General features: G+C 37.4%; 28 protein-coding genes. All 28 read right to left on the reverse strand.

Annotation, left to right across the window (positions count from 1 at the left end; translation table 11 throughout):
- On the reverse strand, positions 1 to 204 hold a 204-nt coding region (locus tag Q8865_06855), incomplete at its 3' end, for a flagellar basal body protein (GenBank protein MDP4153136.1).
- 11 nt (positions 205 to 215) lie between these two features.
- Positions 216 to 713, reverse strand: a complete 498-nt coding sequence (locus tag Q8865_06860) for a flagellar protein FlgN (GenBank protein MDP4153137.1) — start codon at positions 711 to 713, stop codon at positions 216 to 218.
- Between the two features lie 26 nt (positions 714 to 739).
- Positions 740 to 1,027 (reverse strand): flagellar biosynthesis anti-sigma factor FlgM, encoded by a 288-nt coding sequence (gene flgM, locus Q8865_06865; GenBank protein MDP4153138.1) that lies wholly within the window; start codon positions 1,025 to 1,027, stop codon positions 740 to 742.
- Positions 1,028 to 1,048: 21 nt separating this feature from the next.
- A complete protein-coding gene (locus Q8865_06870) occupies positions 1,049 to 1,435 on the reverse strand; it encodes a hypothetical protein (GenBank protein ID MDP4153139.1) in 387 nt (128 codons plus the stop codon).
- A 100-nt stretch (positions 1,436 to 1,535) separates the two neighbouring features.
- Positions 1,536 to 2,294, reverse strand: a complete 759-nt coding sequence (locus tag Q8865_06875) for a flagellar hook-basal body protein (GenBank protein MDP4153140.1) — start codon at positions 2,292 to 2,294, stop codon at positions 1,536 to 1,538.
- Between the two features lie 11 nt (positions 2,295 to 2,305).
- Positions 2,306 to 3,052, reverse strand: a complete 747-nt coding sequence (flgF, locus tag Q8865_06880) for a flagellar basal-body rod protein FlgF (GenBank protein ID MDP4153141.1) — start codon at positions 3,050 to 3,052, stop codon at positions 2,306 to 2,308.
- Positions 3,053 to 3,146: 94 nt separating this feature from the next.
- Positions 3,147 to 3,656 carry a hypothetical protein gene (locus tag Q8865_06885; protein ID MDP4153142.1) on the reverse strand — a complete coding sequence of 170 codons (510 nt, stop codon included), beginning with the start codon at positions 3,654 to 3,656 and terminating at the stop codon, positions 3,147 to 3,149.
- Between the two features lie 14 nt (positions 3,657 to 3,670).
- Entirely contained in the window at positions 3,671 to 4,429 is a 759-nt protein-coding gene (locus Q8865_06890) for a FliA/WhiG family RNA polymerase sigma factor (protein MDP4153143.1), read from the reverse strand.
- A 17-nt stretch (positions 4,430 to 4,446) separates the two neighbouring features.
- Entirely contained in the window at positions 4,447 to 5,103 is a 657-nt protein-coding gene (locus tag Q8865_06895) for a flagellar brake protein (protein MDP4153144.1), read from the reverse strand.
- A 16-nt stretch (positions 5,104 to 5,119) separates the two neighbouring features.
- On the reverse strand, positions 5,120 to 6,208 hold the full coding sequence (gene flhF, locus Q8865_06900; protein MDP4153145.1) for a flagellar biosynthesis protein FlhF: 1,089 nt from the start codon (positions 6,206 to 6,208) through the stop codon (positions 5,120 to 5,122).
- A gap of 25 nt (positions 6,209 to 6,233) precedes the next feature.
- On the reverse strand, positions 6,234 to 8,267 hold the full coding sequence (gene flhA / locus Q8865_06905) for a flagellar biosynthesis protein FlhA (GenBank protein MDP4153146.1): 2,034 nt from the start codon (positions 8,265 to 8,267) through the stop codon (positions 6,234 to 6,236).
- Positions 8,268 to 8,274: 7 nt separating this feature from the next.
- Positions 8,275 to 9,351, reverse strand: coding sequence for a flagellar biosynthesis protein FlhB (gene flhB, locus Q8865_06910; GenBank protein MDP4153147.1), 1,077 nt, complete (start codon positions 9,349 to 9,351; stop codon positions 8,275 to 8,277).
- Entirely contained in the window at positions 9,348 to 10,139 is a 792-nt protein-coding gene (gene fliR, locus Q8865_06915; GenBank protein ID MDP4153148.1) for a flagellar biosynthetic protein FliR, read from the reverse strand. Before fliR ends, flhB begins: the two co-directional genes overlap by 4 nt.
- The gene (fliQ, locus tag Q8865_06920; protein ID MDP4153149.1) at positions 10,140 to 10,409 is read right to left on the reverse strand and encodes a flagellar biosynthesis protein FliQ; all 270 of its coding nucleotides are present in this window, start codon (positions 10,407 to 10,409) and stop codon (positions 10,140 to 10,142) included. It abuts the gene before it with no gap.
- Positions 10,410 to 10,495: 86 nt separating this feature from the next.
- Positions 10,496 to 11,239, reverse strand: coding sequence for a flagellar type III secretion system pore protein FliP (gene fliP / locus Q8865_06925; protein ID MDP4153150.1), 744 nt, complete (start codon positions 11,237 to 11,239; stop codon positions 10,496 to 10,498).
- Positions 11,211 to 11,774, reverse strand: coding sequence for a flagellar biosynthetic protein FliO (locus Q8865_06930; GenBank protein MDP4153151.1), 564 nt, complete (start codon positions 11,772 to 11,774; stop codon positions 11,211 to 11,213). Before Q8865_06930 ends, fliP begins: the two co-directional genes overlap by 29 nt.
- Positions 11,775 to 11,784: 10 nt before the next feature.
- Positions 11,785 to 12,924 carry a flagellar motor switch phosphatase FliY gene (gene fliY, locus Q8865_06935; GenBank protein ID MDP4153152.1) on the reverse strand — a complete coding sequence of 380 codons (1,140 nt, stop codon included), beginning with the start codon at positions 12,922 to 12,924 and terminating at the stop codon, positions 11,785 to 11,787.
- The gene (gene fliM / locus Q8865_06940) at positions 12,917 to 13,912 is read right to left on the reverse strand and encodes a flagellar motor switch protein FliM (GenBank protein ID MDP4153153.1); all 996 of its coding nucleotides are present in this window, start codon (positions 13,910 to 13,912) and stop codon (positions 12,917 to 12,919) included. Before fliM ends, fliY begins: the two co-directional genes overlap by 8 nt.
- A gap of 22 nt (positions 13,913 to 13,934) precedes the next feature.
- On the reverse strand, positions 13,935 to 14,324 hold the full coding sequence (locus tag Q8865_06945; GenBank protein MDP4153154.1) for a flagellar basal body-associated FliL family protein: 390 nt from the start codon (positions 14,322 to 14,324) through the stop codon (positions 13,935 to 13,937).
- Between the two features lie 23 nt (positions 14,325 to 14,347).
- On the reverse strand, positions 14,348 to 15,229 hold the full coding sequence (locus Q8865_06950; GenBank protein ID MDP4153155.1) for a flagellar motor protein MotB: 882 nt from the start codon (positions 15,227 to 15,229) through the stop codon (positions 14,348 to 14,350).
- Positions 15,204 to 16,025 carry a motility protein A gene (locus Q8865_06955; GenBank protein ID MDP4153156.1) on the reverse strand — a complete coding sequence of 274 codons (822 nt, stop codon included), beginning with the start codon at positions 16,023 to 16,025 and terminating at the stop codon, positions 15,204 to 15,206. The genes Q8865_06950 and Q8865_06955 overlap by 26 nt, the downstream gene beginning before the upstream one ends.
- 11 nt (positions 16,026 to 16,036) lie before the next feature.
- A complete protein-coding gene (locus tag Q8865_06960; protein MDP4153157.1) occupies positions 16,037 to 16,246 on the reverse strand; it encodes a flagellar FlbD family protein in 210 nt (69 codons plus the stop codon).
- Positions 16,247 to 16,258: 12 nt separating this feature from the next.
- Entirely contained in the window at positions 16,259 to 17,059 is an 801-nt protein-coding gene (locus Q8865_06965) for a flagellar hook-basal body complex protein (protein ID MDP4153158.1), read from the reverse strand.
- 31 nt (positions 17,060 to 17,090) lie between these two features.
- The gene (locus tag Q8865_06970) at positions 17,091 to 17,699 is read right to left on the reverse strand and encodes a flagellar hook capping FlgD N-terminal domain-containing protein (protein MDP4153159.1); all 609 of its coding nucleotides are present in this window, start codon (positions 17,697 to 17,699) and stop codon (positions 17,091 to 17,093) included.
- A gap of 13 nt (positions 17,700 to 17,712) precedes the next feature.
- The gene (locus Q8865_06975; GenBank protein MDP4153160.1) at positions 17,713 to 19,197 is read right to left on the reverse strand and encodes a flagellar hook-length control protein FliK; all 1,485 of its coding nucleotides are present in this window, start codon (positions 19,195 to 19,197) and stop codon (positions 17,713 to 17,715) included.
- 27 nt (positions 19,198 to 19,224) lie between these two features.
- Positions 19,225 to 19,788: a hypothetical protein gene (locus Q8865_06980; GenBank protein ID MDP4153161.1), complete on the reverse strand. Its 564-nt coding sequence runs from the start codon at positions 19,786 to 19,788 to the stop codon at positions 19,225 to 19,227.
- Entirely contained in the window at positions 19,785 to 20,246 is a 462-nt protein-coding gene (locus tag Q8865_06985; GenBank protein MDP4153162.1) for a flagellar FliJ family protein, read from the reverse strand. The genes Q8865_06980 and Q8865_06985 overlap by 4 nt, the downstream gene beginning before the upstream one ends.
- A 19-nt stretch (positions 20,247 to 20,265) precedes the next feature.
- Positions 20,266 to 20,739 (reverse strand): EscN/YscN/HrcN family type III secretion system ATPase (locus Q8865_06990; protein ID MDP4153163.1); only part of this gene is annotated, 474 nt, incomplete at its 5' end.

The following is a 20,739-nucleotide window of genomic DNA, read 5'->3' on the forward strand; positions in this document are numbered from 1 at the left end:
AACGCCCCCGCCAATCTGACCCTTTTGCGCACTTGCAAACCTAACATATCCGCTGCCGGCTTCAACAGATGAGGTGTTTAATCTCTGTCTTGAGTAACCAACAGTATCAGCGTTGGCAACATTATGTCCTGTGACCTCAAGACCTTTTTGAGCTGCAAATAATGCCTTGCTTGCAATTTCAAGTCCGTAAAATGTACTGCTCATAAAATCCTACCTTAAACCTTTTTATCCATTAATGGGAGACTGCTGTCATTATGTTTAACTGTCCCCGCCCTGTTATATGCTGTATTCTGTTTAAGACCAGTGATTAATTCATAAGAAAATGATATGTAATTCAACTGGGTTTCTATCAACTTAGTATTGATCTTATTATATTTATATAAGTCGTTCAGGGTGCCCGAAAGTGACTTCTTTATTTCAGCAAATTTATGTTTTTCAGCTTCATCAAGCAGCCCTAAAACAAAATCAAACGTTACTTTTTCGTCATCAATATCCAATTGTGTTGCAAGCTCATGGATAGCTTTTTTCCTCTTGTTTTCAATTTCACCTATTCTGATTATTAAAAGTTGTTCCGCGCTTACAATATTGTCAACCTCTTCGACTTTTGAATTAATAAGCGCTTCCCGTTTTGAAAGTGAAAGCTGCAGCAAGTTATCATATAAACCTTTGTGTGTTTCAAGTAATTCTACGATGTCGGTAAGAATTTTAATCATTTAAATCCTCCATCTTTAAACTAACTCTACACCCGTTTATCAAACAAAGCTTGATTTACGATTTTTTCAGCAACCTTTTGAGAATTCACCTCATATGTGCCGGATGAAACCTTACTTGCAATTTCTTTGACTTTTTGCATCGAAACATCTTCAGAAGCTTTGGCCGCCTTTACAGCGCTAGATAAAATCTTAGCGTTATCCGATAAACTAACCTCATCCTTTACAGGTTTGGTTGGTTCCACCGGGGTATCTTTGTGCACAACACGGTTATAAGTTCCTATCACTGATTTTAATACAACCGGATCAATTTTCATGATACACTCTCTCCAATAAAATTAGTTCTGCTTAATGGTATGCATCTCTCCATCATCTCTGCGTCTTATGATATGCATCTCAGCATCATTGCCTTCCGAACATTGTCTCCCGTCTGCTGAATTATTATTTGAGTTACCTTTTGGTTTTAGTGATTTGCTTGCCCTTGTTAATTCCTGCCTGATCTCAGTTAAACATTGGTCGCAATATTTTCCTGTCTCAATTGGAGTATTGCATCGTTCACACCGGATATCACCGGGCTCTTTTAAAGACAGCCGTCCTTCTCGTAAGAACTCTAAAATTACCTCTTCGTCAACACCTGTTTCTTCAGCTACCATTTTTACATTTGCCGACTTGTTTTTGTAAATATACTCTCGAACAATAGTATATTCTTTATCTATTTCATCCATACAGTATGGACAATAAGGACTTCTGATAAAATTAAATAATCTTCTGCATCTTTTACATTGTCTGACATCCATTGCTAAACTTTCATCCTATCTAAAATAACTAACCTTTTAGGTTATTTGCCATGCCTTCCATTTCATCGGCTGTTGTAATTGCTTTTCCAATCAAGGAATACGCTCTTTGTGCCTGCATTAATCTTGTAATCTCTGTTGACTCATCAACATTTGAGCCTTCATAAAATCCCTGTTGGATTTTTGCATCACTTGCTTCCGGATTACCCGAATTTGCGGATGGCTCATAACAATTTGAACCCATTGACTTTAAGCTTTCAGGATTACTAAAGGAAAATACTCCAATCTTCCCTATGGCATTTCCGTCAATACTTAGATTTCCTTTGCTATCCGCAAACAAGTCATTTGCATCACCTTGAAAGTGAATTGGATCACCATTCTGATCTAGAACATGCTCCCCATTTGCATTTACTATATAATTTTCGCCGTTTTCAAGTGAGGTTTTGAATGTCCCGTCACGTGTATACTTGACAGCACCATTTTCGTCTCTGACAGCGAAAAATCCATCTCCCATAACCGCAAAATCTAAACTTCTGCCGGTTTGGATATACGAACCGTTGTTTTGTGTCAACAATGTTGCCGCAAGGATTGCGCCATGTCCAAGCTGAAGGTTATTCCCTGCCCCCGTCGGATCAGGATTTTGCATTGCTGTATATATCGCGTCCTTGAAGTCCGCACGAGAAGCCTTAAAACCAGCGGTGTTTGTATTGGAAATATTATTAGCAATAGTATCAATATTCTGTTGCGTGGATGTAAGTCCAGCCGCTGCAGAATATAATGACTGAATCATGTAATTTCCTCCTATACCTTTGCAATGTCATTGACAGCTTTGCCAAGAGAATTGTCAAGCATTTGAATAATGCGCTGATTAGTTTCATAATTACGAGAAATCTGGATCATATTAACCGTCTCTTTTGCAACGTCAACGTTTGATTTTTCCAAGAAACCCTGTTTAACCTGACAACTAGATGGAATAATTGCAGATCCTCCGTTATTGCTGTAAAGGCCGCTGCCCTCTTTATATAACGCTCCGTTATCTGCAAAAGAGACTATACGAAGTTGATACGTACCGTTTTGAGAATTAACTGTACCGTTTTTATCTACAGTAAAATTGGTATTTCCAACATTGATAGGTCCGTTTTGCCCAAGGACATAATTTCCCTCACTGGTCACTAAGAAACCATTATTGTTAACAGAAAAATTGCCAGCTCGAGTATATCTTTCTCCAGCTGGGGCCTGGATAGCAAAGAAGCCATCCCCCTCAAGTGCAATATCTGTATTATTTTTTGTTTCTTCAAGAGGGCCCTGTTCAAAACGTATATTCACTTGGTCAATATGAGCACCATTATTAATTTGCCCGACTGTCGATAAACTCCCAGTAGCTGGATCATTGATCCTATTTATCAGTAAATCTTCGAATGATCTTGAAAGCAGTTCTTCGCTTTTATATCCGGCTGTATCCATATTGGTAATGTTATTAGTAACAACATCCATCCGTTTAGACTGTGTAAGCATTCCATCAGCCGATGTATACAATGCTCTTATCATAGAGCTCTCCTCTTTTCATCAATCTGTTTTTATTATCGTTGAATTTACAGTAAAACTTTATTGTTTTTCAAATATTTTTTTACCAATTAATGTTTTATTTAGATCTTACACTGATTATAGTTTGAATCTCACCGAAACTCATCTGAAGTTCCTTTGCAATATCCTCAAGTTGGGCGCCTTGTCTGTAAAGCTGAAGCGCTTTTTGTATTTTCGTATCCTCTGAACTGCGTTTTCTTCGCTTTTTGTGTTCAGTTACAGTCGTCTCTTCTTTAACAGTATCGTGTTCAGTCTTTTCAATTGGCGCAGGAGTTCTATTCAAATTCTTCTCGGCAGTTTCGGAAAGTTTTTTTACTTCATCTAGCATGCCTGAAATCTCTTTTTTCTCTTCATCAAAACGTGCCATAGACTCTGTTACATAATTTTCAAACGTATCCATCATTTCTTCAATGTTTTGATATAACTTGAAGAGAGATTTTTCCCTTTCAGAGCCGATCTGATCATTTTTATTGCCCTTGTGTGCCAAAACCAGTCTGCTGTAAACAAATATTAATACGCAGACAAGAATGAATATAAAAAAAGCAAAGATATAATAACCCGAACCCATAATGACAACATCCTCTAATTCATTATTTTTTTCAGTCTGTTTCTTAATTTGATTATAACTTTTGAATGTATCTGAGCGATTCTGGACTCTGTAAGCCCCAAAATAAGTGCGATTTCTTTTAAAGTCATTTCCTCATAATAATAGCACTGCATAACGATCTTTTCCTTCTCAGGTAAGACGTCTATTTCATTTTTGATTAATGAAATTATATCATCCTTTTCACAGTTTTCCTCTATATTTTCCTTGCTGATAGGTTCTTTATTAGAACTGCATGAATTTGCAAGCATCTCATCAAGGTAAATAATATTGAAATAATACGAATCTTCAAGCGTTTTATGTAGTTCATCAACGCTTATGCCAAGGAAAGCTGCAACATTGTCATGTGACGGCTCCTCCCCAAGCTTTTGCTGCAATTTTTCATAAGCGTAATCAATTTTTTTTAGCTTAGCCCTGATGTTAACAGGAACAGCATCCTGCCTGCGCATATGGTCAATAATCTCGCCTCTTATGCGTAAGGTTGCATAAGTCTCAAACTTAACGTTTTTATTTAGATCGAATTTTTCAACAGCATCCATAAGGCCCATAACGCCCCAGCTGATAAGATCATCATATTCATTAAAATTCCGGTATTTAGGAAACAACCGCCCAACAATCTTTTTTACTAAGTGAACATTATCCATAATAAGCCGGTTCCTCAGTTCAACATCTCCTGAAGTCTTAAATTCGATCCAAAGATCTTTTGTTTTATCACCGGTTTCGGCCAAGTTGTTCACCCCGCATCCATGCATTTTTATTTTATATTTGCAATCCTTCGCTGTTGTGCATATATAAACCGAATAATATCCTGTCTTAAACTTTCATCGTATTTTTCAAATTCTATCCCAATATGATAGCTTTTTACCTGATCATTTATTTCCTTAATCCAAACCACGGTTCCGTTAAGTGTAATGCTTTTATGTCTGTTAAGTGAGAACACGCTTGTAACTAATGTCCTGAGAGGAATTTCTTCTTCAGTTTTTATGCATAATCCGCCGCCGCTTAAATTTACTGTGAAAACGTTCAGTATTCGCTGATGAATGGTACCCGTTTCATCAGGCGCGTCCATCTGGTAAAATACTTTTGTTTTTATACAAATAGGCAACCTATAATAGTCGCGCCTTTGATATCGTTCTGGTTCTGTTAAAGCCTTTACACGCAAACATAAAACATTATTTGAAAAAACCTTTTTTTGTACAACTGCCTGAAAAGTAAATAATCCATTGTCGCGATAAAATATAATGTCTAATTTAGCCCCTTGTTCAATGAAACCATATATCTGTTTTTTGAGGGGAGGAGCTATCAAAAGGACATCCGGTTTTTCAAGGTCATAGATCTTACTTTGATATTTCTCAGTTGAGGTTTGGACATCAACAACCTCTCCAGCCTTAATATGTTGTAATATATCCATTCCTGCACCTTCTCTGTTAGTCTGATAATAGTTTTCTTGCAATCAAATCCGGGTCAAAAAATGAAATGTCTCCCGGAACATGCTGTCCATTAGTTATGAAGGCAATCGGCCTTCCTGATATACAGCTGGCGTTAACAATTCCGCCGTAATTAAGACACTCGTCAATCTTTGTAATAATGATTTTGTAATTTTTTAAAAACTTATAACTATCAATTATTCTTTTGCAGCTTTGATAAGCCGTAGAAACATTAAGCGTTAAAAATATTTCATCTATTTTACATGTATCGATAATCCCGGAAAGTGATTGTTCATAATTTTTTCCGCCAGCTCCCTTTCCCGGCATATCGATGAACACAAGCTCTTTGTCTTTAATCTGTTCGATAACTTGATTAAGTTCCTCCAGCCTATATACACACGTAATAGGAACACCAAGTATGCTTGCGTAGATTTTCAGCTGTTCGAAAGCCGCTACACGGTAAACATCAGTAGTGATCAGGCTGACTTTATAGCCCTTGCTAATATATAATGCCACAAGTTTCGCAATAGTGGTGGTTTTCCCAACGCCGGTGGGGCCAACAACCATAACGGTTGTCATTTTATTTCTTACCGGCTCAAGCTTATAAGAATCTCCAAGATACCTTAATACGATCTGTTGAGCTACTTCTTGAATATCATCACCGTATTTATCAACTACAGATTTTATATCATTTGCAATTGAAAGAGCAGTCTCTTCGTAAACATCTGATAATTGCAGTTTTTCAAATATTTTATTAAGATCATCTGAAAAATCAAATGTCGTCCGGTTAAAATGTTGAAACTTGTTGTAAAATGTTGAAATAGTTGTACTCAGGGTATTAATTTTCGACTCAAGTTCGGAAATATCATGGTCGTTAACTTTATTATCATTGTTTTCTTGGTGTTCTTTAGCATCATCGTGATTATCGAGGCCAACAAACACTTCGACATCAGGCTTGGAGAATATTCCGAAAATCCCTTTTTTACGTATAGGTCTGCTATTTAGAATAACAGCATCGCTGCCTAGCTCTTCACGGATACGTTCAAATGCCTCTTGCATATTGCCGGCAACGTAACGTTTAATTTTCATACTATCCCCCTTCCATTGTTTATGACTAAATTCCTATCTTATCGTCCGATTGTAATTCTATATCGGAATCTACCTCGTTATATGAAAGCACGACTAAGTCAGGAATAATTGGTTCTACAAGTTTCTTGAAGAAACGTCTTACCATTGAAGATGTTAACACGATTGGTGTAATGCCTATAGAAGCAAATTTCTCACATGCTGCTTTAACCGCAGATGCAAGTTTCTGAAGATATTCCGGTTCTAAAACCACATACGAACCCTGTTCTGATTTATGAATGTTTTCAGCGATCATATCTTCGAGCTGTGTTGATATGGTTATAACTCTTGCCTTTCCAGAAGGAATGAACTTATTAGAGATCGTCCGTTTTAGTTTTTGACGAACATATTCAGTCAACAGATCAGGATCATGAGTATATGTACTATAGTCCGCCATCGTTTCCAGTATGGTTGCCATGTCCCTGATCGATACGTTTTCGCGAAGAAGATTTGCCAGAACCTTTTGAATTTCGCCAAGGCTGAATAGTTTAGGCGTCACCTCATCTACAAGCGCAGGCTGCGTTTGCTTAAGATTGTCCAAAAGCGTCTGAACTTGCTGTCTGCCCAGTAACTCATAACCATAGTGTTTTAAAACTTCAGTCAGGTGTGTCGCAATGACAGATGGAGGATCTACTATAGTGTATCCGTGAACCTCTGCTCTTTCCCTCTCACTTTTAGTGATCCAAACTGCAGGCAGCCCGAATGCAGGTTCCACAGTCTGTATTCCGTTAAGCTTTACGCTTGTTGCATCCGGATTCATCGCAAGAAAATGATCCGCATAAACCTCTCCCCTTGCGACTTCATTTCCCTTGATCTTGATGACATATTCATTTGCCTTATGCATGATGTTATCCCTTAAACGGATAACAGGTATAAGCATTCCCATGTCCACAGCACACTGCCTTCTGATCATAACGACCCTGTCAAGCAGGTCCCCTCCCTGAGATGCATCAGCAAGCGGAATCAATCCATATCCAAACTCCAACTCTATGGGATCAACATTCAGCAAAGAGACAACGTTTTCAGGTTTTCTGGTTTCCTGAGCAGCCTGTTCCGCAAGGCTTGCTTCCTTTGTGTCTTTCTCCACCTTTTTAGAATTATACATCGTATAGCCAAGCCATGCAAGCAGTCCCGCTATTACAAATATAGGAATTTTCGGTAGACCAGGTATCAAACCTATCAAAAATATCATTCCGCCAGCTATTATAAGCACTTGAGGCTGTGAAAAAAGCTGTTTTGTAATATCGCGTCCAAGGTTATTTTCAGAAGCGGCTCTTGTAACAATGATACCTGTAGACGTTGAAATAAGAAGAGCCGGAAGCTGATTTACAAGTCCGTCGCCTACTGTAGAAAGAGTGTATTGCTGAACAACCTGCGAAAGTGGGATCCCGAGCGTCATAACGCCGATTATTATGCCGCCAACTATATTGATCACTATAATAATTATTCCGACAATTGCATCGCCTTTGACAAACTTGCTTGCACCGTCCATAGCACCGTAAAAGTCTGCCTCACGCTGAACTTTTGCTCTTCTCTGACGTGCTTCCGTATCATTTATAAGGCCTGTATTCAAATCAGCGTCGATTGCCATCTGCTTGCCGGGCATTGCGTCAAGCGTAAACCTTGCCGCAACCTCTGCAACCCTTTCTGAACCTTTTGTTATTACGACAAACTGAATGATAGTTATTATCAAGAATATTATTACACCGACAACGACGTTGCCTCCAATAACAAAATTTCCGAATGTTCTTATGACTTTTCCTGCTTCTCCGCCATTGCTCAGTATTAAACGTGTCGATGATATATTTAGAGATAACCTGAAAAGCGTGATTATAAGAAGCAGCGGCGGGAATACCGAGAACTGCAGCGCTTCTTTTGAATAAAGAGTAACGAGCAATATCATAACTGAAGTTGTAATGTTGATGACAAGCATCACATCAAGAACTCCGGCGCTGAGCGGAATTATAATAAGTAATATGATGAGCAGTACCACAGCTGATATCAATACGTCCATTAATTTCATTGCTGTCTCATCTCCTTACCTGTTTTCTTTTAAGTTTATAAACATATGCGAGGACTTCTGCAACCGCTTTATATAGATCTGCCGGTATCTGCTGTCCAATGTCACAGTAAAAATAAAGAGACCTGGCAAGCGGTTTATTTTCAACGATTTCTATATTTAACTCACGAGCTTTTTCTTTTATTTTTAAAGCAACATAGTCCTTACCTTTTGCAATCACAATAGGAGCGCTGCTTATTTTTTCGTCATACTGCAAAGCGACGGCATAATGCGTTGGGTTTGCTATTACAACGTCGGCGTGTGGTAGTTTCTGCATCATTCTGGACATGCCGACTTCACGCTGTTTTTGTCTTATTCTGTTTTTTGTTTGAGGATTTCCTTCAGTAAGTTTAAATTCTTCCTTAACCTCTTGTTTAGTCATTTTTATATCTTTTTCATAGCGCCACCATTGATAAACATAATCTCCAACTGATAATATGGCTAGAGCAATGCCTGATTTCAATGCAAGCTGTAAAGAAAAACTCGCCAGTGCCGACCATGACTGCTTTATGTCATACAGCATAAGCATTGACAGACCTTCAAAATTCTTGTGCAATTCCTGATAAGCGATTATTCCAAGTATAATAACTTTTGCAAGGGACTTCAGCAGTTCGGCAAGCGCGCGTGAAGAAATTATTCTCTTCATGCCTGCAAGGGGATTAATTCTAGAACCTTTAAATGTAAGCGATTTGGTCGAAAATAAAAAACCTACCTGCAAATAGTTTACTGCAACACCGCTTATCAAAGCTGTCACATATATAGGGATACATATAACAATGAGATTAAAAATCGCTTCATATGCGATATGTTGAATGCCCTTTATCGTAAATATCTGTGAAAGGTCTCCCTGAGGGCTTAAATATTGTATTAATACTTTTGACGAATTATTTATAATGCCTTTTCCAAAAATTTTTAAAATTCCAAACATCGTGAGAAGTGCAACTGCCGAAGTCAAATCGGTACTTTTAAAAACATTGCCTTTTTCACGCTCGTCGCGTCGTTTTTTAGGCGACGCTTTTTCGGTTTTTTCTCCCGCATCGTTGTTCATGTAATCACCGCCAGCTTTCCCAGCAGCAATTCTGTGGATTCAAACATCTTATTAAATAATGTGCTGCAAAATTGAACATATAATGGCTGCATAAAAAGTAAAATAACAAATCCTAATATAATTTTAAGCGGTATACCAACAATAAAAGCATTCAGCTGTGGAACTGTTCTAGTTGCTAGCCCTAGAGCAAAATCAACTAATAGGGATACTGCAATAACAGGCATCATTAAACAAAAAGACATAGAAAATGCATTTATAAACAGCTCTACAACCGCAGTCACTATATTAGCTGGAATCGAAACATGTCCAACCGGAATCTTTTGAAATGTAGAATATAAAATTTTGAGAAGCATATGATGTCCGTCAGAGATAAAAAAATAGAGCAGCATGATCATATTCAGTAAATTTCCTGTCACTGCAACATTAGAACTTGTCTGCTGATCAAATATGCCGCTCATACTTATTCCCATTTGAACATCAATCATATAACCGGCTGATGTTGCTATGCTAAAAAACAAAGTAGTAACATAGCCCAGAATAAAACCTATAGCAAGCTCCTTTACACAACTATACACGTAAACTGCAACGTTATCAATGACATACGGACTATTGGGAGGAAAAATAGCCGCAAATAAATATGTAAGGATAATGCAAAAACCGATCTTCATTGTGTTCGGAACATTTTTTCTTCCAAAAATCGGGGAGAGGATCAATATTCCCGACACACGAAGAAACATTAAGAAGAAGTATGGCAGCGCCGCCGATATAACTTTTAATAAATTATCCATTTATTTTATTAAGGTAGTAATAGAATCAAAAAGTCTTAAGGTGAAATCTGAAAGCTTTGTAAGCATCCAACCACCAAAAATAATCAGGGTTATAAATATTCCAAGAATCTTCGGAACAAAAACCATTGTCTGCTCGTTAATCTGGGTTGCCGCCTGAAATACAGAAATCAAGACACCGATTATAAGACCTATTAAAAGCAGTGGCGCTGATACAATAATAATTGTATATATAGCCTCCTGCATTATCCTTAAAATATCTCCCTGTGACATATTATCTCCCGATACCGCAGCACCCTAGTATTAGGATTAGAGCGGCGCCGCAAATCAAGGCAAGCGGCAAGCCCAATTATAACTTATCAAGAAAAGCTTTTAAACAGCGTTTGAACCGTAAGATCCCAGCCGTCAACCAAAATGAAGAGCAATACTTTAAACGGCAAAGATATTACCGTTGGAGGAAGCATCATCATGCCCATGGACATCAGCGTACTAGCAACAATCATATCTATTACCATAAAGGGTATGTAAATAAGAAATCCTATCTCAAAAGCTCTCTTCATTTCGCTTATTATAAAAGCCGGAATAATAGTGCTTAACGGAATATCTTTTGTATCTGAAACTGAATCAATTTTTTTCATATTTAAAAAAAGATTCAAATCTTTTTTATAAGTCTGCTTCAGCATAAAATCGCGCATCGGTTCCTTCGCCTTTTCAATAGCCTGCTGTTGACTGATAGTCCCCTCTGCGTAGGGTTTATACGAGTTATTATAAACATCGGTAAATACAGGATACATGAAAAAGAAGGTTAAAAACAGAGCAAGCCCGATCATGACTTGATTGGGCGGTGTCTGTTGTAAACCCAGCGCATTCCTTACAAAAGACAACACGATTATAATTCTTGTAAATCCTGTCATCATAATAAGAATAGAAGGCGCCAGTGTCAATATTGTCAGAAGTATAATTATCTGTACACTCTGAGATTTGTCATCCGGAAGATTGATTACCGCAGCAAAGGCCGGTGTTAAAAACAGAAGCTGCAATGCAAGAATAATAGATGCCGCGGCAAACCTTTTTTTAAATTTTGATTTTTTCCGAACCGCCATTATTATCCTCATTTCCCATTTTTCCAAGTTTAAAATCAAACTCAGTATCAACACTGCTGTTTTTAATATTTTCCTTTAACGTGCGCTTTCTCATATCTATTTTTGCAAACAGCTGCTGAAGATTTTCTGTGTCCTCCGTTTTTTCAGTTTGTTTTTTTGTCACAGTTAAATTTTTTAACTTTACTTTGCCATATGTATCTTTAATTAATGACAAAATCTTGTCTATCATATTCTGGACAGCGTCATTAGTTACATTAAGTTTTATTGGTTCATTTAAAACTAAATCTTCCTTATCTATGACACATAACTGCTGAACATTCTGAGCGGACATGCTGATCAGGTGGCATTCCTGCCCGATTTCGACAATAATCAACTGTTTATCCTTCGACAGCACGACCCTGTCGATCACTTTTAAATATTTACCCTGACTCATGCTTACAGACTTTACGGAAACAAATCTGGTTGTATAATATACTAATACGCAAATAAAACCGAAAATACAAATAAGGATAACAGCATCAAAAATCTCCTTCATTCTAACACCCTTATATCTGTATTTTGTTAGTTCTTATCTGCTTACTTGACGAAGTTACAATTTCAGTTATTCTTACACCATAGTTATCATCAATAACAATGACTTCGCCCTTTGCAATCAGTTTACCGTTAACAATTACGTCAACTAGATCCCCTGCCATTTTGTCAAGAACGATAATAGACCCTGTGTTGAGTTCCATTATCTCACGTAAATTTTTCTTACATGCACCTAATTCAACCGTGATCTGAAGCGGGACGTCCATTATTAAGTCCAAGCCGTCTTCAGAATAATCAGTCATCGGTTCGTCATCAAAAGAATTTAGTTGAAGCGGAGCAATGTTGACTTTTGACTTTTCCGGTTTAGAAGAATAGCTTGCTTTCGGCGCACGTGATTCTTGTTGGGACGGCTGTGCCTGAACTTTAGGTTGTTCTGCAGGTTTTGGGGCTGCAGGCTCTACTGACTCCGGCTGATTTTCAACAATATCACCCATTAAGTTATGCGCAAGCCTCTTTCCAAACTCAACAGGCATTAGCTGTATAAGTTCACTTTTTCTTATTCCTTCGATCTCCATTTGGAAGCTGATTTTTATTAAATCTTTTTCGCCCCCGAGTATCGATTTAATGTCATCATCGCTGAATCTGACAACCATAGATGTAGGTGGAGAAATGTTTATTACCATATTTCCAAGCATGTCCGCCATCGAGGTCGCAATACTTCCCATCATCTGGTTCATAACTTCACTGATAGCACTTAAGTGAAGCTCCTCAAGGTTTATTGCTGTATTTGTTCCGTCGCCGCCCATCATTAGGTCAGTTATTACTTTGACATCGTCTTCCTGAAGAACAAGCTGATTCCTACCCTCTAATCCTTCTGTATAACGCACATCGACAATTACAAAAGGTATTTGATACTGCTCCGCAAGTTTTGAAAGATTAGTTATAGATACAAAAGGCGTCGTTATAGATACACGGCGCCCCAATATATTGTAAAGCGTGGTAGCCGCAGTACCCATGCATATATTACCAATTTCTCCAAGTGCATCGACTTCCGCATCTGAAAGCTTTATTTCTTCTGCTTCAACTGCAGGTTTGGATGTATTTGCGCCATTTATAAGCGCATCAATTTCCTCCTGCGACATTAACTCATTCATTTAAGGCTTCCTCCTCTTTTTCGATATCAGCAATCTTAATAGCATATTTGTTGCCCTTAACACCTAGCGACCCAATGATCTTGGGTAGATGTTCAACTTTTACTGATATTAAGTCATCGATTTTTTTATCAAGTTGTATTACATCACCTGGCTGAAGATGTGTAATGTCCCTAACCGTTACGGCGGTTTCAGATAAAACTGCATGTAATGTTAGTTGAGTGTTATATAATTGTCTTATTATTGCATCCTTGTTCGATTCAACCTTTTTACCATATGATGTACCTGTGGAGGCAAGTCTTGTGTTAAGATTTTTGGCAATTGGTTCAACAGATATGTGCGGAATGCAGAAATTCATAAGGCCTTCTGTGTCATCAACTTTAACGCTTACTGTAATGATTGCGATAGTTTCGTTAGCAGAAACTATTTGCGCGAACTGGGAACTTGTTTCAATTCTATCAAGCAGAGTGTCAATTTTCATGACTTTACTCCATGCTTCGTTTAGTAAAGGCATAAACTGTCTAATAATCTTTTCAATAATTACAAGGTCGATCTCGGTAAACATTCTATCTGTGCCGGTGGCAGTTGCCAGTCCCCCGAAAAGTCTGCTCAAGATGGCGTAGGCAACGGATGGTGAAACTTCTAGCAGTGAAGAACCCTCAAGGGGATTCATAGACATAATAGCTAGAATAACAGGTGATGGAAATGAATTTGTAAATTCATAATATGCCTGTTCTTCAACTGAAACCACATTAACCTCGCAGTAAGTACCTAGCGTTCCCGATAAAAATGTAGACAAAAGAAGAGCGAAATTTTCATATATGATGTTAAGAGTTCGCATCTGTTCTTTAGGAAACTTATTTGCTGTTTTAAAATCGTATTTCTTTATCCCTTTAGGTTCTTCTGGTTTTACGACCTGCGTATCAACATCGCCAGTAGTCAATGCTTTTAAAAGTTCATCTATTTCACGTTGAGACAATACGTCTGCCAAAACATTTAACCCCCCCGGCAGTCTATTCTACAATAAATTCGTTAAAGTATACGCGGTCTATATTATCAAGTTTTAGTTCCGATTGCAGTTTTTGTATGATTTCTTTGTTAATAACGCTTTCAATATCATTTGATTTAACTTGAGCGGGTGTCTTCTCTCTAAGAACAAATATAATTATATTTCTGATTTTAAAGTTATTTTCTTCGAGGTACTTTTTATACTTGTCATTCTTAAATGAAATAGTTAAATCAGCTTTTATAAGTTGAGAACCTGAGCTTAAATCTGTTACAAAAGCATCTCCCGGGTCATAGTTATACGGTTTGTCAGGAGTGCTTTTAGACATATATATAAAAGTTAAAGCTCCCCCCATTAATAGTAATAATACAAGAAGAAATATTATGATTTTTTTCATATTTACTCCCCATTTCCGTTAAGTTATGAAATAATTATGTCAACACGGTTGTTCTTATTTCTTCCTGCCTGGGTATCGTTTGAGGCTATAGGATGTTCCTCGCCAAGGCCAGAAAATTTCAAGCTATGCGGATCCACTGTACCTGTATTGATTAATTCAGTCAGTACATTATAAGCCCTGTCACCGGATAGTTCCCAGTTATCATGGTACGCTGACCCAGTAACAGGTGCATTGTCGGTATGACCTTGACTTTCTACAAGACTAATAGATTTTATATGATCATTAATAATCCCGGAAATATCATGTAAAACGCCTTTCGCCTGAGGCTTTATTGTTGCACTTCCTGGATCAAACAAAACCGTCCCAACAAATCTTATTGTCAGTGAACCTGAACCCATAGTAACAGAAACACCCGAACTTCCATTTTTACTGCTTACGTATTGATTTAAATCTTTATATAACGCCGTAAGCGACGACGTTTTAGAGGATGTCTTACTGCTGGAAGCTGATGCATTTTTACCCGTTGCAGAAGATTTAGTTTGAGTAGCTTTTTTTGCTGGTGAGCTCGCGGTTACCTTTGAAGAAGCGTCTGCGTTAATCACTTGTTCAGATTTTTGATCTGAAGAATTATTCGTCGTTTCCTCAACTAATTTAGATGCTTCTTCAAAGCTAGTCGGTGCCGTCGTTTTATCAGTAGCCGCTATATTGGATGTATCAGTAGTTCCAATAGCTTTTTTTCCCCCGGTAAGCGTACCCACTAAGCCTTGCCACTTAGCTGCATTTATAGTAGAAAAAGAATAAAGCATAACAAAAAATGTAAGGAGTAGAGTTACCATATCTCCATATGTATCCATCCAACTGCCGCCAGGCGTAGAGTCGTCAAACGCTCTGTGATTTCTTCTCATATCTATGCTCTTCCCCATCAGCCGATATTTGTCGAACCTTATTATTACTGCTTTTTCTTAACTTTTTAGATAAGAATGCATCTAGTTTATCCTTTATTATTCTGGGATTTTCTCCGTTTTGAATAGATAAAAGGCCTTCGACATAAAGTTCTTTCTGTAAAATTTCGTCAGCTGATTGAGCTTTTAATTTATTAGCCATAGGTATAAAAAGTAGATTTGCAAGTATTACTCCGTAAAAAGTTGTAATTAAAGCAACACCCATATTCGGTCCAACCTTTGACGGATCGTTAAGTAACCTAAGCATATTAATTAAGCCGACTAGCGTGCCTATCATGCCATATGCAGGAGCAAATTGAGCCATGCTGCCAAAAACTTGTTGTCCCATTTGATGTCTGCTGCTAGTATAATCTATATCCGTTTCTAGGATGTCTTTTACTAGCTCCGGATCAGTGCCATCGATGATGAGCTCAACGCCCTTCTGCAAAAACGGATCATTAAATGTGCTGCCTTCAAGTGACAGAAGGCCCTCTTTTCTAGCAATATTGGCAAGATCAATTATTTGGTCTATATCAGCGTTATAGTCTATCTTTGGATTCTTAAATGCCTTTTTCACCATGGGAATTATAGACTTAAGTTGATTACGGGAATATGATACAAAAGTTGACGCTACAGTGCCGCCAACAACAATCATTATTGATGAAACATCAAAATACGTACGCAAATCACCAGTGAGCAGTATGCTTGTAATGATAAATACTGTACCGGCAATAAGTCCCCCTACTGTTTGAACATTCATGTTATCCCTCTTTATTCGGCTCTTATCACTGGCGGAAGCGTATACCCGACCTTTCTTTTATATGCGATGATGAGATCGAGAACCTGCTGTGTGGTTTCTGTCACCACAAGTTTTTTCCCGGTTGTCATCGAAATAACTGTATCGGGAGTTTCCTCCATAAACTCGATCAGTTCACAATTAATGTAAAATTCCTTGCCATTGAGCCGAGTGACTTTTATCATAATCGCTCCTTATTAGCGCTTCATGTTGATGAGTTCGTCCAATATTTCATCTGAAGTAGTTATTACCTTAGAGTTTGCCTGAAATCCTCTTTGTGTAACTATCATATCTGTAAACTGGTCAGACAAATCAACGTTAGACATTTCGAGTGAACCTGGTTTAATATATGCTGAACCATTCGTGCCTGGATTAGAATAGACAGGATCTCCAGTATTTTTGTTAGAGACATAAAGATTTTGCCCGACTTTTTCAAGAGCACTAGGATTGTTGAAATTAGCGATGCAGATCGTACCGATAGTTTCTTTCTCCTGTGTTGTATCGTTGATACCTATGATATCGCCATTTTTATTAATACTAATATCTGAATACCCTGCTGGTATAGTTATTGACGTGTCACCGTTGCCGCTTTGAACAAGATATCCGTCAGCGTTAACAAGATGGTTTTCATTATCTGTTGTGAAATCTCCAGCTCTCGTAAAGAAATTCTGTGATCCATCGCTGACTACAAAATATCCGTCACCATCTATACTGACATCAAGGTTTTTACCAGTATACTGAGTCGCTGCTGGAGTCTGTAAAACATCAATTGCCCCCACTGTGACCCCAAGTCCTATCTGCTGTGGATTTGTTCCTCCGAGTCCGTCAGCAGTTGCTGATGATTCAGGTCTTATAGTCTGGCTGAAAATGTCTTCAAAAACCACTCTGCTAGATTTAAATCCTACAGTATTTACATTTGCAATATTATTTCCTATTACATCCATTTTTGTTTGATGGCTCTTAAGCCCCGAAACCGCGGAATACATTGATCTTAACATGGTAAAACCTCCTAAATATATTTTATATTAATTATTCTGTTATCTCGGTAACGCAAGATAAGTTGACTTGCTTGTCATCTACCGTTACAAGTACTTCTCCATTATTAATAGATACCTTATTGACTGTGCCTGTAATAGTGGTTGAATTTCCTTTATCGTCAGTATATATGGCGCTTACCTTTTTACCTATCAAGCCGGAACTCTGCAAAATACTTTCAGTAATCCCACTTTGGCTTCCATCATCAATTACAGTAATGTCATTACTATATGGCACTTTATTATCGCCAACCATAACATACGCCGTCCCGTCTGATACAAAAGCACTGTCGACCTTGCCGGCAACAGTGGTCGTATTCCCGTCGTCATCTTTAAGTTCAGTATAGATGTATTTCCCGACAAGATCATACGCCTGATTTTGGGAAATGGACGTATTCATCGACATTAATTGCTCCAAAGAACTGAACTGAGCCATTTGCGCAATAAAATCGGTATCATCCATGGGGTTTAATGGATCCTGATTTTGAAGCTGAGCAACCAAAATTTGAAGGAATTCATCCTTGCCGAGTGTTTTAGTCACTTTTCTAGTATCTGTATTACTTGTATCTGATGAAGCAACACCTGATGCAGAATTAACAGACATATCTATCACTCCTTTATGCTAAGCAATCTAATGTATTGCTGCTGTATTCCGATAAATATTTAAAATCATTTACTAACTTTTCCGGGTCACTATTCTCATTTTTTAGTGCATAACGGTTTGCTTCATGATGCTGTGGCTGGCCATCTTGTGCCGAACCATTTCCAAGCTGTGTTTGCACCCCGGAATCATATACAACATCAACCTTAGAAACTTCAATTCCCTTGCTGCTAAGAGAGTCTGATAACTGCGACATATTTAAAAGCAGCAATTCCTGTGTTTTCACTTGGTCTGTTTTTATCTGAGCAATAAGCCCTTCTTTTGTATGGGTAAGTTTTACTTCAACTTGCCCCAGATCATCAGGCTTAAGTTTAACACTTATCTCCTCTTTACCGTCCTTGACAGTTGTTGCAAGCCTTTCAACAATCTGATCATACACTTTAACTTCAGGACTTTGAACGTTGTCAGGTTTAGTAGTATTTATCGATCGGTTTTCGATTTGAAATGTATTATTTATATTACTGTTAGTAAAATCATCACTAACATCTGTGGATTTATCAGCCTTTCCCAATTTGGAATCTTCATCTTTGTTGTCAAAAGAGTTTTCACTATTACTAAAATCCAACGTCTTTGACTTTACTGTATTAACTGAAGTAACAGTTACACCTGCAGAAGGCTGAGACCTTTTCGAAGCTGGGGCTTCTGTTTTATCCTGTTTAATTATAGAAACATCTTGATTAACAGCATTTTGCGTTATGTTCTGTATATCCTGATTTTTATTCGACTTGTTGCTAACAGCAGCGGGGGAACTGGAATTATCCGTTTCAGTCAAAACAGCGTTTTCATTTTCTAATGACTCATTGCTGTCAGTTTTTGAATTAACTTCAAGCGCTTTGTTAACTAAAGCAATTTGTAAAATATCTTTTATACTTTGTTTCAAATCTGCAATTTTTTCATCGTTGATTGCAGTCTGCAAAGGATCGGCGTCGCTTTCCTGTAGTTTAGTAATTTCAAGGTAATCTGAGATAAGCTGTTTGCCTTGCTCTTCGCTCAAAAGATTCGGTTTTTGATTTATAACATCAATAAGCGAACTCATATCAAACGTATCGTTGGCTGGATTTAAGATGCTGCTAAGTTCCTCTGAATTATTTGATGTGGAACTCATTAAACCAAGTTTTAAAAACAGGTCTTTTAAATCTTTTGAATTGCCGGATCTGCTAACTAAAGCTGAGATTAAAGACTGAACCGAAATATCGGATTCATTTTTATTTTGAATCAAATCAATATCTGTTGTCTGAGTGCACAAATTGGGAAAGCACGCTGCTATTAACGCTAATTCAGACCCATCTCCAAGTTTATTCTTTTTATCCTTATTTTCATCTTGAATAGACCCAAAAAGTGAAAGAAAGTCAGCTTTTTTATCGTCACTGGTCTCTTTATCTGTATTTAACGAATTTAGCATAGCAAGTATATTGGTAGCAACCGCGTTAACTGCATTCATATTATCACAACCAGTCTTTAGTAGAGTTTATTGTTTTATCATCGACGATAATAAAGCCGATGCAGTACTGGGGTCCATTTCAGCTAAAATAGCAGAAGATTTAGCTTGATTCATGTTGCTTAGTATCAGAGTAACCTGATTTTTATCCATAGCCTCAAGAATTTTGGCTGCTTGACCTGCTTCCATAGATTCATATATTTTTACTAGTTTCTGCATGTCTGCTGTCTTTTCATTGATTTGTGCTTCTTTATTGTCAAGCTCGGTGTTTTTAGCATCTAACTCACTTTTTTGACTATCTAACGATTGCTTTTGCTTATCGTTTTCAGCTTTTTCTTTTTCAAACTTAGCTTTTTCATCATTTAGTTTAGTTTCTTCTTCATTAATTGATTTCTCTTTAATTAATAAAATGTTATACTCATTTCTTCCGTGTTCAAGGACGGTAATAGTTTTGACGCGTAAATTGAACATGTTAAAATATAGCAAAGCAGCTCCGATTATAACAAGTATCAAATAAAAAACAGATATTCTTATTACTGCTTTTAATGGAGTTGCTTTTTTGTTTTCCTTTTTTTTACCTGGCTTTTTGCTCATGAAGCCTGTCCTCCGTTTTCATAGGCTTCAGCAGCATGAAAACCCATAAAATCACCAATTTCTCTTTCATATTCCTTCTGCATTTCATGTAAGTAAACATTATATTGCTGTTCTCTCAGTTTTTCGAGTGTTTCTCTCTCTTTTATAACTGTTATAAGCTGCTGCTGGCACAATTCTTTTTCTTTATATAACTTTGAAAGTTCTGTGAGCACTATTTCTGCTTTATCACTTAAAACTTTTTTATAATGCTCATAAGAAACAAGCCAAATTGCATTTGTTTTTTTTAAATGATTTTCAAAATCCAAGTCCAGATTATTAAGATCGTTTTGAATTTTTTTTAATTCCGTATTTTTATTTATAATACGAAACTCAATTTCACCAAGTTCGCCTTTTTTCTGTTTTTCTCTTGCAAGCTTGATTCTTAAAACTGACTCTAATGAGAACTTGAACTTCTTCATATACTTCCTCTTTTAGACCTTATATCTGTGCATTCATTATTCTTGACAGCATGTTGACAGAATCACTAAACGAAGGTTTTTCATCAACGTTTTGAGTCAAGAATTCGTTTATAAGCGGGTTTAATTTTATTGCTTTGTCAATTTCGGGATTTGAGCCGTTCTGGTAAGCTCCTATATTTATAAGATCCTGTGCCTCTCTGTATATAGCCATTGTTTTTTTCATTTGCCCTGAACTTGCCAAATGCTCTTTATCTACAATATCAGGCATAACCCTGCTTACGCTTGCCATCACGTCTATTGCAGGATAGTGATTTCTGCTTGCAAGATCCCTGCTTAAGACTATATGTCCGTCAAGGATGCCGCGAACAGTATCAGCCACAGGTTCGTTCATATCGTCTCCTTCAACCAAAACCGTATATAACCCTGTGATAGACCCTTTATCTGAATTGCCTGATCTTTCAAGCAGTCTCGGTAAAACATTAAAAACTGAAGG

The sequence above is a fragment of the Bacillota bacterium genome (assembly GCA_030705925.1).
GTDB lineage: Bacteria > Bacillota > Clostridia > Oscillospirales > Feifaniaceae > JAUZPM01.

Coding starts and splice junctions, on each gene's coding strand:
- Q8865_06860 (MDP4153137.1), bottom strand. CDS start 713: ATGATTAAAATTCTTACCGACATCGTAGAATTACTTGAAACACACAAA.
- flgM (MDP4153138.1), bottom strand. CDS start 1,027: ATGAAAATTGATCCGGTTGTATTAAAATCAGTGATAGGAACTTATAAC.
- Q8865_06870 (MDP4153139.1), bottom strand. CDS start 1,435: ATGGATGAAATAGATAAAGAATATACTATTGTTCGAGAGTATATTTAC.
- Q8865_06875 (MDP4153140.1), bottom strand. CDS start 2,294: ATGATTCAGTCATTATATTCTGCAGCGGCTGGACTTACATCCACGCAA.
- flgF (MDP4153141.1), bottom strand. CDS start 3,052: ATGATAAGAGCATTGTATACATCGGCTGATGGAATGCTTACACAGTCT.
- Q8865_06885 (MDP4153142.1), bottom strand. CDS start 3,656: ATGGGTTCGGGTTATTATATCTTTGCTTTTTTTATATTCATTCTTGTC.
- Q8865_06895 (MDP4153144.1), bottom strand. CDS start 5,103: ATGGATATATTACAACATATTAAGGCTGGAGAGGTTGTTGATGTCCAA.
- flhF (MDP4153145.1), bottom strand. CDS start 6,208: ATGAAAATTAAACGTTACGTTGCCGGCAATATGCAAGAGGCATTTGAA.
- flhA (MDP4153146.1), bottom strand. CDS start 8,267: ATGAAATTAATGGACGTATTGATATCAGCTGTGGTACTGCTCATCATA.
- flhB (MDP4153147.1), bottom strand. CDS start 9,351: ATGAACAACGATGCGGGAGAAAAAACCGAAAAAGCGTCGCCTAAAAAA.
- fliR (MDP4153148.1), bottom strand. CDS start 10,139: ATGGATAATTTATTAAAAGTTATATCGGCGGCGCTGCCATACTTCTTC.
- fliQ (MDP4153149.1), bottom strand. CDS start 10,409: ATGTCACAGGGAGATATTTTAAGGATAATGCAGGAGGCTATATATACA.
- fliP (MDP4153150.1), bottom strand. CDS start 11,239: ATGGCGGTTCGGAAAAAATCAAAATTTAAAAAAAGGTTTGCCGCGGCA.
- Q8865_06930 (MDP4153151.1), bottom strand. CDS start 11,774: ATGAAGGAGATTTTTGATGCTGTTATCCTTATTTGTATTTTCGGTTTT.
- fliY (MDP4153152.1), bottom strand. CDS start 12,924: ATGAATGAGTTAATGTCGCAGGAGGAAATTGATGCGCTTATAAATGGC.
- Q8865_06945 (MDP4153154.1), bottom strand. CDS start 14,324: ATGAAAAAAATCATAATATTTCTTCTTGTATTATTACTATTAATGGGG.
- Q8865_06950 (MDP4153155.1), bottom strand. CDS start 15,229: ATGAGAAGAAATCACAGAGCGTTTGACGACTCTACGCCTGGCGGCAGT.
- Q8865_06955 (MDP4153156.1), bottom strand. CDS start 16,025: ATGAATGTTCAAACAGTAGGGGGACTTATTGCCGGTACAGTATTTATC.
- Q8865_06960 (MDP4153157.1), bottom strand. CDS start 16,246: ATGATAAAAGTCACTCGGCTCAATGGCAAGGAATTTTACATTAATTGT.
- Q8865_06965 (MDP4153158.1), bottom strand. CDS start 17,059: ATGTTAAGATCAATGTATTCCGCGGTTTCGGGGCTTAAGAGCCATCAA.
- Q8865_06970 (MDP4153159.1), bottom strand. CDS start 17,699: ATGTCTGTTAATTCTGCATCAGGTGTTGCTTCATCAGATACAAGTAAT.
- Q8865_06975 (MDP4153160.1), bottom strand. CDS start 19,197: ATGAATGCAGTTAACGCGGTTGCTACCAATATACTTGCTATGCTAAAT.
- Q8865_06980 (MDP4153161.1), bottom strand. CDS start 19,788: ATGAGCAAAAAGCCAGGTAAAAAAAAGGAAAACAAAAAAGCAACTCCA.
- Q8865_06985 (MDP4153162.1), bottom strand. CDS start 20,246: ATGAAGAAGTTCAAGTTCTCATTAGAGTCAGTTTTAAGAATCAAGCTT.